Consider the following 14,547-nt stretch of genomic DNA (forward strand, 5'->3'; position numbering starts at 1 on the left):
GGATCAGCCGGGCAGGTCCACGAGATCGCCCAGTGCTGCCCGGTGTCTGCCCGGGGCTCCGAAGGCGACCTGACTCGCCTTGGCCCGCTTGAGGTACAGGTGGGCCGGGTGCTCCCACGTCATACCGATCCCGCCGTGCAACTGGATGCACTCCTCGGCGGCATGGACGGCCGTCTCGGCGCAGTAGGACTGGGCCATCGCCACCGCGACGGGTGCGTCGGCGTCCCCGCGGGCCAGGGTGTCGGCGGCGTAGCGCGCGGCCGCCCGCGCGCCGACGAGTTCGAGCCACAGGTCGGCCAGCCGGTGTTTGAGAGCCTGGAACGAGCCCACCGGCCTGCCGAACTGGTACCGGCCTTTCAGGTACTCCACGGTCTCGTCGAGGCACCACTGGGCGAGGCCGAGCTGTTCCGATGCGAGCAGTCCGGCACCGGTGCTCAGTGCTCCGGTCACCGCGCCGGGCGCGCGGTCCGATCCCGCCAGTCGGGTCGCAGCGGCACCCCCGAACGTGACGTCGGCGATCGGGCGCGTCAAGTCGAACGACACCGGAGCCGAGACCTCGGCGGCAGTGGCCTCGACCGCGTACAGGCCGGGACCGTCCGGCCCGGTCGCCGGGACGACGAACACGTCCGCGGCCGCGCCGTCGGCGACGGATCGGACGGTGCCGCTGAGCGTGCCGTCGGCGGCGGCCGTGACGGCGGTGGGGAATTCGGCGTCGGCCATCGTCGACAGCGGTACTGCGAGTGCGCCGGTCGACGTGCCAGAGGCGAGCTTGCGCACCAGGTCCGCGACCTCGGCGGACGCCGTGTCACAGGCCAGCAGCGCCGACGTGGCGAGTACGGCGCTGCCGAGGAACGGCACCGGCGCCACCGACCGGCCGAGCTCCTCCAGCACGAGTGCCACCTCGCGCGTCGACGCGCCCTGCCCGCCGAGCTCCTCCGGTACCGCGAGCCCCGCGGCGCCGAGCTCCCTGGCGAGGGTGTGCCACAGCTCCAGGTCGTACGGCTCGTCGCTCTCCACCCTGGCGAGCAGCGAGGCGGGCTCGCAGCGATCGTTGAGCAGGTCGCGCACGCTAGCACGCAGATCGGTCTCGACGTCCGAGTAGAGCAGGTCCGCAGTGGTCATCGAGGCAGGTCCTTCCAGGCGACATCCTTGTCGGTGCGCGGTTCCGAGGGCAGGCCCAGCACCCGCTCGGCGATGATGTTGCGCAGCACCTCGGAGGTGCCGCCCTCGATCGAATTGCCCTTGCTGCGCAGATATCGGTAGCCCGCGTCGCGGCCGGTGAAGTCGACGAGCTCGGGCCTGCGCATGGACCACTCGTCGTAGCGCAACGCGTCCTCATCGAGGATCTCCAGTTCCAGCGCGGCGAGTTGCTGTGCCACGGTCGCGAACGCCAGCTTCATGCCGGAGCCCTCCGGCCCGGGCTGGCCGACGGCGAGCTGCTGCCGCAGCCTGCTGCCGGCGAGCCGGAACGCCTCCGCCTCGGCCCACAGCTTCACGAGGCGGTCGCGCAGTTCCGGGGTGCGCAGCTCGGGCCGGTCGCGCCAGGTCTCGGCGACCTTGCCGACCATGCCGCCCTCCCGCGGCTGGGCGTTGCCGCCGATCGCGACGCGTTCGTTCATCAGCGTGGTCTGCGCGACCTGCCAGCCCGCGCCGACCTCGCCGAGACGCTGCGCGTCCGGGATGCGCGCGTCGGTCAGGAACACCTCGTTGAACTCGGCCTCGCCGGTGATCTGCCGCAGCGGCCGCACCTCGACGCCCGGCTGGGTCATGTCCAGCACGAAGTACGTCATACCCCGGTGCTTCGGCACGTCCGGATCGGTGCGGGTGACGAGAATGGCCCACTGTGCCGTGTGCGCACTCGAGGTCCACACCTTCTGCCCGTTGACGATCCACCCGTCCTCGTCCCGCACCGCGCGAGTGGCGAGCGCGGCCAGATCGGAACCCGCCCCCGGTTCGGAGAACAGCTGGCACCACACCTCCTCGCCGGTCCACAGCGGACGGAGCAGCCGCTGCTTCAGTTCCTCGCTGCCGAACTTGAGGATGGTCGGTGCGGCCATGCCGAGGCCGATGCCGATGCGGCGCGGATTGTTGTCCGGCGCACCGGCGGCGGCGAACTCGGCGTCCACGACCGACTGCAGTTCCCGAGGGGCGTCCAGCCCACCGAGGCCGACGGGGAAGTGCACCCACGCCAGTCCGGCGTCGAACCGCGCCCGCAGGAATGCGAGCCGATCGGTGGTGGCGGGATCGTGCGCGGCCAGCACGTCGGCGACGCGGGCGCGCAGGGCCTCGGCGTCGAAGCTCTTCTCGGAGGTCGTCATGACTGGTACCTCTTCAGTTCTCGGCGGGCGAGGGAGCGCTTGTGGACTTCGTCGGGGCCGTCGGCCAGACGCAGCGTGCGTGCCGAGGCCCACAGTGCCGCCAGCGGAAAGTCCTGGCTCACGCCGCCGGCACCGTGGAGCTGGATCGCCTTGTCCAGAATGGACTCGACGGCCTGCGGGGTAGCGATCTTGATGGCCTGGATCTCCGTGTGGGCGCCCTTGTTGCCCGCGGTGTCCATGAGCCACGCCGTCTTCAGTACCAGCAACCGCAACGATTCGATGGTCACGCGGGACTCGGCGATCCACTCGTGCACGACCCCCTGCTTGGCCAGCGGAGTGCCGAACGCCTCCCGGCTGACGGCGCGGGTGCACATCAGCTCGAGCGCCCGCTCGGCCATGCCCAGCAGCCGCATGCAGTGGTGGATGCGGCCCGGCCCCAGCCGGGCCTGCGCGATGGCGAAACCACCGCCCTCCTCGCCGATGAGGTTCTCGGCGGGAACGCGCACGTCGTCGAAGACGACCTCGGCGTGTCCGCCCCCGGAGCTGTCGTCGTAGCCGAACACCTGCATGCCGCGCTTGACGTGCAGCCCCGGCGTGTCACGGGGCACCAGGACCATGCTCTGCTGCCGGTGTGGTTCGGCGTCGGGGTCGGTCTTGCCCATCACGATGAAGATGCGGCAGTTCGGGTTCATGGCTCCGGAGATGAACCATTTCCGTCCGTTGAGGACGTAGGTGTCGCCGTCCCGCTCGATACGGGTCGAGATGTTGCGGGCGTCGGACGAGGCGACCTCCGGCTCGGTCATCGCGAAGGCCGAGCGGATGGCCCCGTCCAGCAGCGGTTCCAGCCATGCGCGCTGTTGCTCGGCGGAACCGAACATGTGCAGCACTTCCATGTTGCCCGTGTCCGGCGCCGCACAGTTCAATGCGGCCGGCGCCAGTTCGGGACTGCGACCGGTGATCTCCGCGAGCGGCGCGTACTGCAGATTGGTCAGCCCGCCGCCGTCGGGACCGGGGAGGAAGAAGTTCCACAGCCCGCGCTTGCGCGCCTCGGCCTTGAGTTCCTCGACGACGGGCGGAACCGACCACGGGTCGCTGCGCTCGGCGAGCTGCTCGTGCAACACCGGCTCGGCCGGGTACACGTGGGAGTCCATGAACTCGCGGAGTCGCCCCGCGAACTCCTCCGTGGTGCTGTCGAGGGCGAAATCCATCAGTTCTCCTTCAGTGCGGAGTTGCCGAGCGCGACGAGCGGGGCGACGCCCGCCCCGATGCGGTCGAACCCTTCACCGACCGTCTGCCCGTGGCTGTAGCGGTAGTAGATGCCCTCGAGAATCACGGCGAGCTTGAACAGTGCGAATCCGAGGTACCAGCCGAGTGCGGACACGTCGCGCCCGGAGGCGCGGGCGTAGGCGTCGGCGAGCTCGTCCGGCGACGGGTGTCCCGGCGCGGCGCCGACGTCGCTGACGGTGTCCAGGTCCAGGGTGTGCAGTTGCGAGTACGCCAGGAGTAGCGCCAGATCGGTGAGCGGGTCACCGAGCGTCGACATCTCCCAGTCGAGGACCGCGTTGATGCGGTCGTCGGCGCCGACGAGCACGTTGTCCAGGCGGTAGTCGCCGTGCAGGATCGACGGTGCGGGCGAGACGGGGATGCGCGCCGCGAGCCGTTCGTGGAGTTCGTCGATACCGGGCACATCACGACTGCGGGACGCGGCGAGCTGCTTCGACCAGCGCCGGAGCTGGCGTTCCAGGAACCCGTCCGGTTTGCCGAAATCGCCGAGCCCGACCTCGTGCGGATCGACGGCGTGCAGGTCCACCAGGGTGCGGACCAACCGGTCCACGATCGCCCTCGTCCGTTCCTCACCCCGCGGCCGCAGCTGTTCCGCGGTGCGCAGGGGAGAGCCGTCGACGAAGTCCATGACGTAGAACTGCGCGCCGAGCACGTCGTCGTCGGTGCACAACGTGCGGGCGCGGGGGACCGGCACGGCGGTCCCGCTCAGCCCGCTGATGACGCGGTACTCCCGTCCCATGTCGTGCGCCGTCGGCAGGACGTGACCCAGCGGAGGACGCCGGAGCACCAACCGGCGGGCGCCGTCGTCGAGAATGTAGGTGAGATTCGACCGGCCGCCCTCGATCAGCCGTGCCGTCAGTGGACCGGTGACGGCACCGGGCAGCTCCCGGTCCAGATAGGTGCGCAGCCGCGCCAGGTCCACGCCGGGGGGATCTGCGTCGCTCATCCGACCTCCTTGTCATGAGCGGTGCGGTGTCGGTCCGGGGGTGTCCGGCCCTCCGGACACCCCCGGCGCATCACGGCACCAGGACGGTGACCATCTCGGCGATACAGGCTGGTTTCGCTTCGCCGTCGATCTCGATGGTCCACCGCACGATGGCTTGCGTGCCCTGTTTGGCGGGGGTGGCCTCGGCGAGCTCGGCGCTCGCCCTGATCCGCTGGCCGACCTTCACCGGCTGTGGGAAGCGCACCTTGTTGAGGCCGTAGTTGATGCCCATGCTCAGTCCGTCGACGCGGTAGATGTCCTTGGCGAGCCGGGGGACGAGCGAGAGCGTGAGGAACCCGTGGGCGATCGGCCCGCCAAACGGTCCCGTTGCGGCGCGCTCGGGGTCGACGTGGATCCACTGGTGGTCGAGCGTCGCGTCGGCGAACAGGTCGACCTGTTCCTGCGTGACGGTGTGCCACGTGCTGTGTCCGAGGTGCTCGCCGACGGCGGCGGTGAAACTGTCCAGGTCGTCGAAGACCCTGGCCGGTTCCGGCTCGGAGGACTCGGGTGTGCTCATGCCTTCGGCCCTCCCGCGACGTAGATCACCTGACCGGACACGAACCCGGCGCCGTCGCTGACGAGGAACGACACGGTGTGGGCGATGTCCTCCGGCGCACCGACCCGGCGCACCGGGATCTCCTTCGCCGCGGCGGCCTTGAAGTCCTCGAAGCCCATGCCCAGCCGCTCGGCCGTCGCCGCGGTCATATCCGTCGCGATGAAGCCGGGTGCGATGGCGTTGGCGGTGACGCCGAACTTGCCGAGTTCGACGGCCAGTGTCTTGGTGAAGCCCTGCAGTCCGGCCTTCGCCGTCGAGTAGTTCGCCTGGCCGCGGTTGCCGAGCGCGGACGTGCTCGACAGGCTGACGATCCGGCCCCAGCCCTGGTCGGTCATGTGTTTCTGCACCGCGCGGGACATCAGGAACGCGCCGCGCAGGTGCACGCCCATGACCGAGTCCCAGTCGGACTCGGACATCTTGAACAGCAGGTTGTCCCGCGTGATGCCGGCGTTGTTCACCAGCACGGTCGGCGGCCCGAGCGTGTCGGCCACCTCGGCGACGACCCGGTCCACCTCCTCCGCGTCGCTGATGTCGGCGGCCAGGCCGACCGCCTTGCCGCCCGCAGCGGTGATCGCGTCCGCGCCCGCCTTGGCGCCGGCTTCGTCGAGATCGATCAGGCCGACCGCGAAGCCGTCCTCGGCGAGCCGCCGGGCGACCGCGGCTCCGATACCGCGGCCCGCGCCGGTCACGACCGCGACACGGGACGGTGACTCCGGAACAGGTTTGTCCACCGACACGAAGGACCTCCTCATCGAGTAAGCGTGCGCTTAGGAAGCTACCAGTCGGAAGGCCGGTGCGGGAGACCGACGGCAGCCGGAACCCACCGGTGGGGCGGAACAGTCGGGTGCGGGGCGGGGCGTCGACCCAGGTACGGACGCAGCCGACGCCGGGGGCGCGGTGCCTGTCCGGCGATGGCTTCTGCCGGAGATCAGCTCACGACCTGGGCGAGCACCGCGCGGAAGGCTCGGACATCCACAGTGGACGGATCGTCGGCCAGCCACGCCCCGGCGTCGCGGACGAACTGCTGCGGGGTCAGTACCGCGATGTCGGTCCCGCCGGTGCCGAAGCCCCCGGTCGGGCCGACCGTGATCGTGCCCGCGCGGCTGGGATACAGCACCAGTGCGCCGCGGACCTCGATGTCGGGAAGGAGAACTTCGAACATGTCGAGGGCTTCGGCGAGCCGACTGCCTCCTCCGCCGAACCTGCGCCCGTTGCGCTGCAGCACGTCGTCCTCGGCGACGGTGTAGTGACCGGGCAGCCAACGTTTGGATTCGACGAGCAGCAGCCGCCTCCCGCACAGGACGGCGTGGTCGATGTCGGCGAACACCGAGCCCGGCCAGGCCACGCCGTGGAAGATCCGAGCGCCGGGCAGGCGGGTCAGGTATCGCTCGAGCAGGTCGGCCGTGCGGCGCTCGGCGATCTGGTCGTCGTCGGCGCCGGGCCGGCCGAACACGACGTCGCGCACCTCGGCCCGCGCGGCCCGCAGTGCCGTGTGCCTCCGGTGGAGGTACACACCGAGGGAGCCGGCCGCCGCCACGGCTGCGGCCAGCCCGGTGGCGAGGACCGGGGCGGGTGCTGCGGCGAGGGCGAGCGCCGCTGCGACCAGCACGGTGACGGCGGGTACGAGGGTCGGTACCGCGTGCCCGGGCGCACGTCCCGGTGAGAAGCGGGTGCGCGGCTCCGCGGCCGCGGCGTCCCACCACGCGATGCTCGCCGGGTCGATCCGCACCCGCGGCGGCCGGAACGACGGGTCGTCCCCGAAGGCGCGCGTCCGCGGCCGGCGCGGCGGTGGGACCGGATCGGGATCCGTCGTCGCACCGGCCGCGGACACGCCAGCCTCCTCGTCCTCCTCGTCCTCCTCGTCGCCGGCGCCGTCCGTGCCGTCGTAGGCGGCGCGCAGCACGGGATCGGTGAGCGTGTCGTAGGCCTCGCGCAGCAGGGCGAACCGGTGAGCGTCGCCGCCGGCGTCGGGATGCCACGACCGCGCCCGGGCACGGAACGCGGATTTGAGCTGTGCCGGGGTGGCGTCGTCGGGGACACCGAGCAGGTCGTAGAAGTCGACTTCGTCGGCCGGGTCGGTGGCCGTTGCGCCGTCGCCCATCGGGTGACCGTCGGCGGGGTCCTCGCCCACGGGTCCGCCGGCCGACTCGTCCGCCACGGCGCCCGGTCGCGGGCCGCGCCGGTCGTCGTCGCGCACGCTGCTCCTCCTCCGTGGCCTGCTCGGGTGTCGTCCCGCCGGCGGGTACTCGCGCGGGGCGGCAATACCGTCGGCGCCATACTGTAGGCCGTCGGATGCGGTGCGTGACGTGATCCCCGCTCTGGCGGATCACCGGCGGGAACCACGCAGCGAAGCCGCGCCGGCGGCGGGCGTCACAGTAGTCTGGCCGCATGGACGAGACCGGTGACGCGGGCGGTGCTCCGCTCGTGGTGCTGGACGGCGGCTTGGCGACGGAGCTCGAAGCGCGCGGGCACGACCTGTCGGGTTCGCTGTGGTCGGCGCGGATGCTGGCCGATGCGCCCGACGAGATCGTCGCCGCCCACGAGGCGTTCTTCCGGGCGGGAGCGACCGTCGCGATCACCGCGAGCTACCAGGCGAGCGTGCCGGGGTTCGCCGCGCACGGACTGCCGGAAAGCGAGACGCGGCGGCTCCTGCGGCGCAGCGTCGAACTGGCGCGGCAGGCGGCCGAACGTGTGGGTGGTGGACGGGTGGCGGCCTCGGTCGGCCCCTACGGCGCCTACCTGGCCGACGGGTCGGAGTACCGCGGCCGGTACGGACTGACCGCGCGCGAGCTGACGGCGTTCCACCGGCCCCGCATGGAGACCCTCGCCGAGGCGCGGCCGGACCTGATCGCGCTGGAGACCGTGCCCGACGTCGACGAGGCCGCTGCGCTGCTGGCCGCGCTCGACGCGGTGGACGTACCGGCGTGGCTGTCGTACACCGTGGCGGGTGGCCGCACGCGGGCCGGACAGCCGCTCGAGGAGGCGTTCGCAGTCGCTGCGGGCGACGACCGCGTGGTAGGCGTTGGGGTGAACTGCTGCGCGCCCGACGAGGTGGTCCATGCCGTCGAGGTGGCACGTGCGATCACCGGAAAACCAGCCGTGGCGTATCCGAACAGTGGCCACGGATGGGATGCCACCGCGCGTCAATGGACCGGGCGGGCGACCTTTTCCCCCGCGCAGGTGAGCGAGTGGATTCGCGCCGGGGCGCAATTCGTGGGTGGATGCTGCAGGGTGTGTCCAGCGGAGATAGCCGAGATCGCGAAAATCGTTCAAGAATTTGGGACCTCACCCGATCGGGGTGATTAGTCGATCTCGAAAGGCGCTTCGCCGATGCGCGTGTGAGCCTCATTTTCCGGGTAGTCCGCAACCACCCGGAAAGGATGGTACCGGCGATGAACATTGGTGATTCGTTCCGCAGCGTCTTGGACACGGTGATCAACTTCCTGCCCAGGCTCGCTGTGTTCTTGGTGATTCTCGTCGTCGGCTGGATCGTGGCGAAGGCGCTGCGCAAGGTCGTCGACATGGTGCTCGAGCGGCTGCATTTCGATCGCGCGGTCGAACGTGGTGGTATCAAGCGGGCGCTCGAACGCTCGAAGTACGACGCGAGTGATCTGATCGCAGCGATCGTCTACTACGCGGTCCTGCTGATCGCACTGCAGATGGCCTTCGCGGTCTTCGGTCCGAACCCCGTCAGCACGCTTCTCGCCGACGTGGTCGCCTGGCTGCCGATGGCCGTGGTCGCGATCGTGATCGTGGTGGTGGCCGCCGCGATCGGCAACGCGGTGAAGGACATCGCCAGCGCGGCACTCGGCGCGTTCAGCTGGGGCAACTTCGTGGCCAGGGTGGCGCAGGTCTTCATCGTCGCGCTGGGTGTGATCGCCGCACTGAACCAGATGGGCGTGGCCACCACGGTGACGATGCCGGTGTTGGTGACGGTACTCGCGACCGTCGGCGGCGTGATCGTCGTCGGGGTCGGCGGCGGCATGGTGCGGCCGATGCAGCAACGGTGGGAGCGCTGGCTCGGCAGGGCCGAGTCGGAGCTGCCCGCGACCGGGTCGGACGAGGCCTACCAGCGCGGTCGTGAGGACACGATGCGCGCCCAGTCCGGTGCCGCGACGGCCCAGCAGGAGCCTGCCACCGGGCCGATTCCGACGGCACCGGGCGCCTCGGGCATGCAGTCCGAACAGCCCCGGCCCGACACGGGCGACTACCCCAGGTGAACGCCCACGAGTAGTTCCATCGCCGCGGCGGGTGCGGCCCCGAGAACCTTCGGGGGCGTACCCGCCGTCGTGTGTGCGGCCCGCGGATGTGCCGGGGTGGTGCGGACCCCGGTGCGGCCCCGGATACGGCGGGAACGGCCGGCTGAACGAGCCGGTCGGTCGAACGTCGGCTTGCGGGAAGTCTCGCTCGGCGGAACCGGGCGGGTCAGGAGAACAGGGCCGGGTCGAGCTCTGCGCCGGCGGCGGCGCCCACCGTGGCCAGCAGGCAGACGGCGGCCAGTCGGAGGATGACCCAGTCCGTGGCGGACTCCTCGTCGGCGGGCGGGGTCCAGCCCGCGTCGCGGGCCGCGTCGTGCACGCCGCGGGCATAGTAGGCGAGCTGGGCCTGGGAGAGGCCGCCCGCGCCGAGAGTCAGAATGTCGCGGATCGCGGCCGCGTGCTGATCGACCGCCGCCAGCCGGCCCACCGGCAGCAGGGCGGGTGCGGCTCCGATCCGGCTGAGCCGGTCGGTGAGCGCGGTGAGTTCCCGCCTGGCGGCAGACTCCCGCCACGTGTTCATCAACCAACTCATGGCCCCGTAGTCTATCCACCCGTTCGGGTGGATCTTCAGGCGCTTCGTGACTCACGGTCGTCCGTGGGCGGGGAACGTCGCTGCGTGCCGGCCCGTACGCACAGCGTGTGATGTCGCGCCTGCTTGCGCGGTTGTGCCGTGCGCCGAGGCCGGGCCATCTACGCTGTCCGGACCATGCAGATCCCCGTAGCTCGCCGGAACTTCAGGAGCCGCCGTTGAGTGACGACGAAGGCCGTCTCATCGCGGAGCGTTATCGTCTGCGCTCCCGGATCGGTACCGGTGCGATGGGCGTGGTCTGGCGGGCGGTCGACGAACGGCTCGATCGGACCGTGGCGGTCAAACAACTCCTGCTGCCGCCCGGGCTGAATCAGCGCGAGGCCGAGACCGCGCGGCAACGCGCGTTCCGGGAGGGGCGCATGGCGGCCCGGCTGCAGCATCCGAACGCGATCACCGTCTACAACGTCGCCGAGGACGCCGGCCAGCCGGTGCTGGTGATGGAGTTCCTGCCGTCGCGCAGCATGGCCGATCTGCTCGCCGAGGGGCGGCTGCTCGCGCCTGCCGACGTGGCGGGACTCGGCGCACAGGTGGCCTCGGCGCTCGGGGCCGCCCACGCCGCCGGTGTCGTGCACCGGGACGTCAAACCGGGCAACGTGCTCATCGCCGACGACGGCACGGCGAAAATCACCGACTTCGGTATCTCCCGGGCGGCCGGAGACGTCACACTGACCAGTACCGGCCTGTTTGCGGGCACTCCCGCGTACCTGTCCCCGGAGGCAGCCCGCGGTGCCGACCCCGGACCGGCTTCCGACGTGTTTTCGCTCGGCGCGACGCTGTACTCGCTGGTCGAGGGCGGCCCACCGTTCGGCACGCTGGACAACGAGATCGCGTTGTTGCACAAGGTGGCCACGTCCGCAGCCACGCCGCCGCGCCAGGCGGGGCCACTGACGGGTCCGCTCCAGGCGATGCTGCACCAGGACCCGGCCCAGCGGCCGTCGATGGCGGCGGTCGAGGCGGCGCTTCGGGCGGTCGCGGCCGGGGCGGCGCCGCAGCTCGAACCCCCGACCGTGCCCGCTTCCGCGCCGGTCACTGCGCCGATGCCCGCTGTGGCCGGGGCGGGCCCGGTGACGACGGTGGCTGCGGCGGAACAGCGGCCGGCGACCCGGGTCGGGCTCCCCGCTGCGGAGCCGGAACGCCCCGGGCGGGACCGCAAGCGGATCGCGATCGTCGCGGCCGCGGTGGTGGCGGCCGTCGCCGCCGGCGTGTTGGTGTCCGAGATCCTGGTACGCGCGGTGGGCGCCTCCGGTTCGGAGGCCGATGCGGCGCCGACCACGTCCGCGCCGGCTCCGTCCTCGTCCGCGCCGTCGACCACGAGTACGCGGCCGCAGCCGTCGCGCGCCGAGTTGGAGGCCGTCGTCGCCCGTTACTACGCGCTGGTGCCGGACGACGCGGACAGCGCGTGGGGTTCGCTCGGCCCGACCCTGCACGCCCAGGGCAAGGAACAGTACGAGGAGTTCTGGGACGGCGTCGAGAAGGTCGAGATCAGTGGCGGCCCTCGCGCCGTCGACGACGAAACGGTCCAGGTCCGGCTGGACTTCACGACCACCGACGGTGCGCGCACCCGCGAGATGCACAGTCTGGGGATGACGGTGTCCGATTCCGGCGATCCGCTGATCGACACCGACGAGGTGGTCAGCAGTCACGACCTCGGCGGCAAGGGCGAGGGGAAGCGCGGCGAGAAGCCGGAGAAGGACGACGAGAAGAAGCGCGGCGAGAAGAAGAAGGACAAGAAGAAGGACGACGAGGACGACGAGTAGTGGCGCCCGCGGCGGTCGGCCCGGGTGGCGCCAGGGGGACGGCCGGTGCTCACGGGCCGGGACCGGGCCGAGGTCCCTGCGATGGGCCCCACGCGTTGCGGTAATTTTGTCGCGATTGCTGCAGCTGACTGCCTCAGAGGGATGCCTTGGCTCAGGACGACGACTCCGTGACGCCCGACCCTGCGACGTCCGAAACCGGTGACGTGCCGGATCGGGCCTCGGGTGCCGAGTCGTCGTCCGGTAACTCCGCCGATGCCGATGAGGCCGCAGGCCCCGCGGTGGATCCCGACGACGCTTCGGACGGTGACCCCCGTCCAGCCGATCCTCAGGGTGAGGACACCGCAACGGGCGGGAACGACACCGGCGGTGACACGCCCGCCGCCGATGGCGACGGTGAGCAGGGGGCGGGCGACGCGACGCCCGACGGGCACAGCGGTGAGCTGGGCACCGTCGACACGAGGCCCGGCGGTGATCCGGGAGGCGCGGTCGAACCGGAGTGGCCCGAAGAGGGCCCGGCATGGCCGTCGGAGAGCGACGCCGCCGCGCTCGGAACCCGCGGCATCGCCGGTGCGGGAGCCGCCGCAGCCGTGTCCACCGGTGGGGACGCCGCCGGCGAGCCCGGGTCGGGCGTCGCCGACGCCCGGACACCCGAGACCGGCGCATTCCGCGCCGCGGAGGCCGACGGCGCGGACACCTCGGATACGGCCGGCAGCGAGGACACCGGCAGCGAGGACACCGGCGCGGAGGACACCGGCGCCGGAGACGCGCCGCCGGACGCCGCCGATGCGGACACCACCTCCGCCACCACGACGTCGGAGGACGCGGCTGCGAGCCGCGTGCTGCCGTTCGACGTGCCGTGGCGCAGGGTCGGTGTGATCTCGGCGGTCGTGGTCGGCGTGCTGGTGGTGCTGTACGGCCTCGACCTGCTGATCAGCCAGGGAGATGTGGCGCGGGGTCGCACGGTCGCGGGCGTCGACGTGGCCGGGCAGAGCCGCGAGGAGGCCGAGCGCACGTTGCGCGACGAGCTGGACGAGGAGTCGCCGGTCCGGCTCACCGGAGGCGGGGAGCACACGCTCGACCCGGCGTCGGCGGGCCTGTCCGTCGACTGGCAGGCCACGCTCGACGCCGCCACGGACCAGCCCCTGAACCCGTTCACGCGGCTGGCGTCGCTGTTCACCGGTGAGGACGTCGGACTCGTCTCGACCGCGGACACGGCCCAGCTCGACGCGGAGATCGAGCGTCTCCGCGACGACATCGACCGGAAGGCCACCGAGGGGACGATCCGCTTCGAGGGCACCACGCCGGTCGCGGTCGATCCGGTGAAGGGCCGCAAGCTCGACTCGGGCGGGGCGAGGTCGGCGATTCTGGCGCGCTGGGCGGCGCCGGGCGGAGTCGCACTGCCCGTGCGGACCATTGAGGTGCGTTCGACGCCCGGCACCGTGCGTACCGCGGTGACCGACCTCGCCGAACCCGCCGTGTCCGAGCGGGTGACCATTCGGGGCGAAGGAGCCACCGCCACGGTGCGGCCGCGCGGTATCGCCCGCTCACTGACGTTCGACGTGCGTGACGACGGGTCGCTCGCGGCCGGGATCGACGAGGAGATCCTGCGTGACGTCGCGGGGCCGCAGCTCGCCTCGACCGAGGATCCCGGCAGGGACGCGCGGTTCACGTTCGCCGGCGGTAAGCCGAAGATCGAACCCTCGACCGACGGCTACGGCGTCGACTGGGCTGCCGTGGCGAAGAAGCTGCCCGGGGTGCTCACCGGCGACGGCGATCGGGCGGTGACCGCCCCCTATGGCGAGCAGCCCGCCGAACTGACCACGAAGGAAGCCGAGGGCCTCGGGATCGAGGAGGTTGTCGGCGAGTTCACCACCGGCGGATTCGCCTACGACTCGGGGCTGAACATCAAGCAGGTCGCGAAAGAGGTCAACGGAGCGGTCGTCGAACCGGGCGAGACGTTCAGCCTGAACGAGTTCACCGGGCCGCGCGGCCTCGAGCAGGGGTACGTGTCGGCGGGCGTCATCTCAAGCGGCCAGCCGGGCCGGGCCGTCGGCGGGGGTATCTCGCAGTTCGCGACGACGCTGTACAACGCGTACTACTTCGCGGGCCTGAAGGACATCGAGCACAAGGAGCACAGCTACTACATCAGCCGCTATCCGGTGGGCCGCGAGGCGACCGTGTACCAGAACCCGGACGGCTCGAGTGTCATCGACCTGAAGTTCAAGAACGACTCGCCGAACGGCATCGTCATCCAGACCATCTGGACTCCCAGCGACATCACCGTGAAGCTGTGGGGCAGCAAACGGTACGAGGTCGAATCGGTCAACGGGGGCCGGTACAACTTCACGTCGCCGCCCACCGAGGTGGTGCCCGCGAGTGAGTCCTGTGTGCCGAGCAGCGGTTCCAGCGGGTTCAGCACCAACGACACCCGGGTCTTCAAGGACTCGCAGACCGGCGAGGTGGTCAGCCGCGAGCGGCGCGACGTGGTGTACCGGGGGCAGACCGCCGTCGTGTGTCTCGAACCCGAGCCGGAACCCGAACCGTCGGACGGAGACGGTGGTGACGGCGACGGTTCCGGCAACGGCGGCGACGGCAACGGCGGCGACGACAGTGGCGGTGGGTCGGATGACGGCGGCGACGGCAACGGCGGCGGGTCCGGCAACGGCAACAACGGCAACGGCGGCAACAACGGCGGCGGCGGCAACGGCGGCGGGCGATAGCGCCGCGGAGCGCCGGTGCCTGTGGGGTCCGGTGCCGGAGATCCAGTGCCGGAGATCCAGTGCCGGAGATCCAGTGCCG

The 14,547-nt window shown here is 71.4% G+C and carries 12 protein-coding genes; 4 read left to right on the forward strand and 8 right to left on the reverse strand.

Features of this window, described 5'->3' with window-relative positions; translation table 11 throughout:
- Positions 1 to 3: 3 nt before the first annotated feature.
- From LY40_RS25605 to LY40_RS25635, 7 genes are all read right to left on the reverse strand, one after another.
- Positions 4 to 1,122 carry an acyl-CoA dehydrogenase family protein gene (locus LY40_RS25605; protein ID WP_258938409.1) on the reverse strand — a complete coding sequence of 373 codons (1,119 nt, stop codon included), beginning with the start codon at positions 1,120 to 1,122 and terminating at the stop codon, positions 4 to 6.
- A complete protein-coding gene (locus tag LY40_RS25610; RefSeq protein WP_258938410.1) occupies positions 1,119 to 2,318 on the reverse strand; it encodes an acyl-CoA dehydrogenase family protein in 1,200 nt (399 codons plus the stop codon). The genes LY40_RS25605 and LY40_RS25610 overlap by 4 nt, the downstream gene beginning before the upstream one ends.
- Positions 2,315 to 3,526 carry an acyl-CoA dehydrogenase family protein gene (locus LY40_RS25615; RefSeq protein WP_183787327.1) on the reverse strand — a complete coding sequence of 404 codons (1,212 nt, stop codon included), beginning with the start codon at positions 3,524 to 3,526 and terminating at the stop codon, positions 2,315 to 2,317. Before LY40_RS25615 ends, LY40_RS25610 begins: the two co-directional genes overlap by 4 nt.
- Complete coding sequence (locus tag LY40_RS25620; RefSeq protein ID WP_258938411.1) at positions 3,526 to 4,548, reverse strand: phosphotransferase family protein; 1,023 nt, start codon at positions 4,546 to 4,548, stop codon at positions 3,526 to 3,528. Before LY40_RS25620 ends, LY40_RS25615 begins: the two co-directional genes overlap by 1 nt.
- Positions 4,549 to 4,618: 70 nt before the next feature.
- The gene (locus tag LY40_RS25625) at positions 4,619 to 5,104 is read right to left on the reverse strand and encodes a MaoC family dehydratase (RefSeq protein ID WP_258938412.1); all 486 of its coding nucleotides are present in this window, start codon (positions 5,102 to 5,104) and stop codon (positions 4,619 to 4,621) included.
- The gene (gene fabG / locus LY40_RS25630; protein ID WP_183787324.1) at positions 5,101 to 5,895 is read right to left on the reverse strand and encodes a 3-oxoacyl-ACP reductase FabG; all 795 of its coding nucleotides are present in this window, start codon (positions 5,893 to 5,895) and stop codon (positions 5,101 to 5,103) included. Before fabG ends, LY40_RS25625 begins: the two co-directional genes overlap by 4 nt.
- 176 nt (positions 5,896 to 6,071) lie before the next feature.
- Positions 6,072 to 7,340, reverse strand: coding sequence for a J domain-containing protein (locus LY40_RS25635; protein WP_258938413.1), 1,269 nt, complete (start codon positions 7,338 to 7,340; stop codon positions 6,072 to 6,074).
- A gap of 191 nt (positions 7,341 to 7,531) precedes the next feature.
- Here LY40_RS25635 and mmuM point away from each other — a divergent pair, with 191 nt between their 5' ends.
- Entirely contained in the window at positions 7,532 to 8,449 is a 918-nt protein-coding gene (gene mmuM / locus LY40_RS25640) for a homocysteine S-methyltransferase (protein WP_183787323.1), read from the forward strand.
- Between the two features lie 86 nt (positions 8,450 to 8,535).
- A complete protein-coding gene (locus LY40_RS25645; RefSeq protein ID WP_183787322.1) occupies positions 8,536 to 9,363 on the forward strand; it encodes a mechanosensitive ion channel family protein in 828 nt (275 codons plus the stop codon).
- A gap of 205 nt (positions 9,364 to 9,568) precedes the next feature.
- Here the strand turns inward: LY40_RS25645 and LY40_RS25650 are convergent, their stop codons facing one another.
- Positions 9,569 to 9,934 carry a DUF6401 family natural product biosynthesis protein gene (locus tag LY40_RS25650; protein ID WP_183787321.1) on the reverse strand — a complete coding sequence of 122 codons (366 nt, stop codon included), beginning with the start codon at positions 9,932 to 9,934 and terminating at the stop codon, positions 9,569 to 9,571.
- Between the two features lie 215 nt (positions 9,935 to 10,149).
- Here LY40_RS25650 and LY40_RS25655 point away from each other — a divergent pair, with 215 nt between their 5' ends.
- On the forward strand, positions 10,150 to 11,748 hold the full coding sequence (locus LY40_RS25655) for a serine/threonine-protein kinase (RefSeq protein WP_258938414.1): 1,599 nt from the start codon (positions 10,150 to 10,152) through the stop codon (positions 11,746 to 11,748).
- Between the two features lie 146 nt (positions 11,749 to 11,894).
- Positions 11,895 to 14,468 (forward strand): VanW family protein, encoded by a 2,574-nt coding sequence (locus tag LY40_RS25660; RefSeq protein ID WP_258938415.1) that lies wholly within the window; start codon positions 11,895 to 11,897, stop codon positions 14,466 to 14,468.
- The last annotated feature ends 79 nt before the right edge of the window (positions 14,469 to 14,547 follow it).

This window comes from Prauserella salsuginis (genome assembly GCF_024648885.1).
GTDB classification, from domain to species: domain Bacteria; phylum Actinomycetota; class Actinomycetes; order Mycobacteriales; family Pseudonocardiaceae; genus Prauserella; species Prauserella salsuginis.

Excerpts from the sequence above, each read along its gene's own strand:
- LY40_RS25620 (WP_258938411.1), bottom strand. The coding sequence starts at position 4,548 with ATGAGCGACGCAGATCCCCCCGGCGTGGACCTGGCGCGGCTGCGCACC.
- LY40_RS25615 (WP_183787327.1), bottom strand. The coding sequence starts at position 3,526 with ATGGATTTCGCCCTCGACAGCACCACGGAGGAGTTCGCGGGGCGACTC.
- LY40_RS25610 (WP_258938410.1), bottom strand. The coding sequence starts at position 2,318 with ATGACGACCTCCGAGAAGAGCTTCGACGCCGAGGCCCTGCGCGCCCGC.
- LY40_RS25605 (WP_258938409.1), bottom strand. The coding sequence starts at position 1,122 with ATGACCACTGCGGACCTGCTCTACTCGGACGTCGAGACCGATCTGCGT.
- LY40_RS25650 (WP_183787321.1), bottom strand. The coding sequence starts at position 9,934 with ATGAGTTGGTTGATGAACACGTGGCGGGAGTCTGCCGCCAGGCGGGAA.
- LY40_RS25625 (WP_258938412.1), bottom strand. The coding sequence starts at position 5,104 with ATGAGCACACCCGAGTCCTCCGAGCCGGAACCGGCCAGGGTCTTCGAC.
- mmuM (WP_183787323.1), top strand. The coding sequence starts at position 7,532 with ATGGACGAGACCGGTGACGCGGGCGGTGCTCCGCTCGTGGTGCTGGAC.
- fabG (WP_183787324.1), bottom strand. The coding sequence starts at position 5,895 with ATGAGGAGGTCCTTCGTGTCGGTGGACAAACCTGTTCCGGAGTCACCG.
- LY40_RS25645 (WP_183787322.1), top strand. The coding sequence starts at position 8,536 with ATGAACATTGGTGATTCGTTCCGCAGCGTCTTGGACACGGTGATCAAC.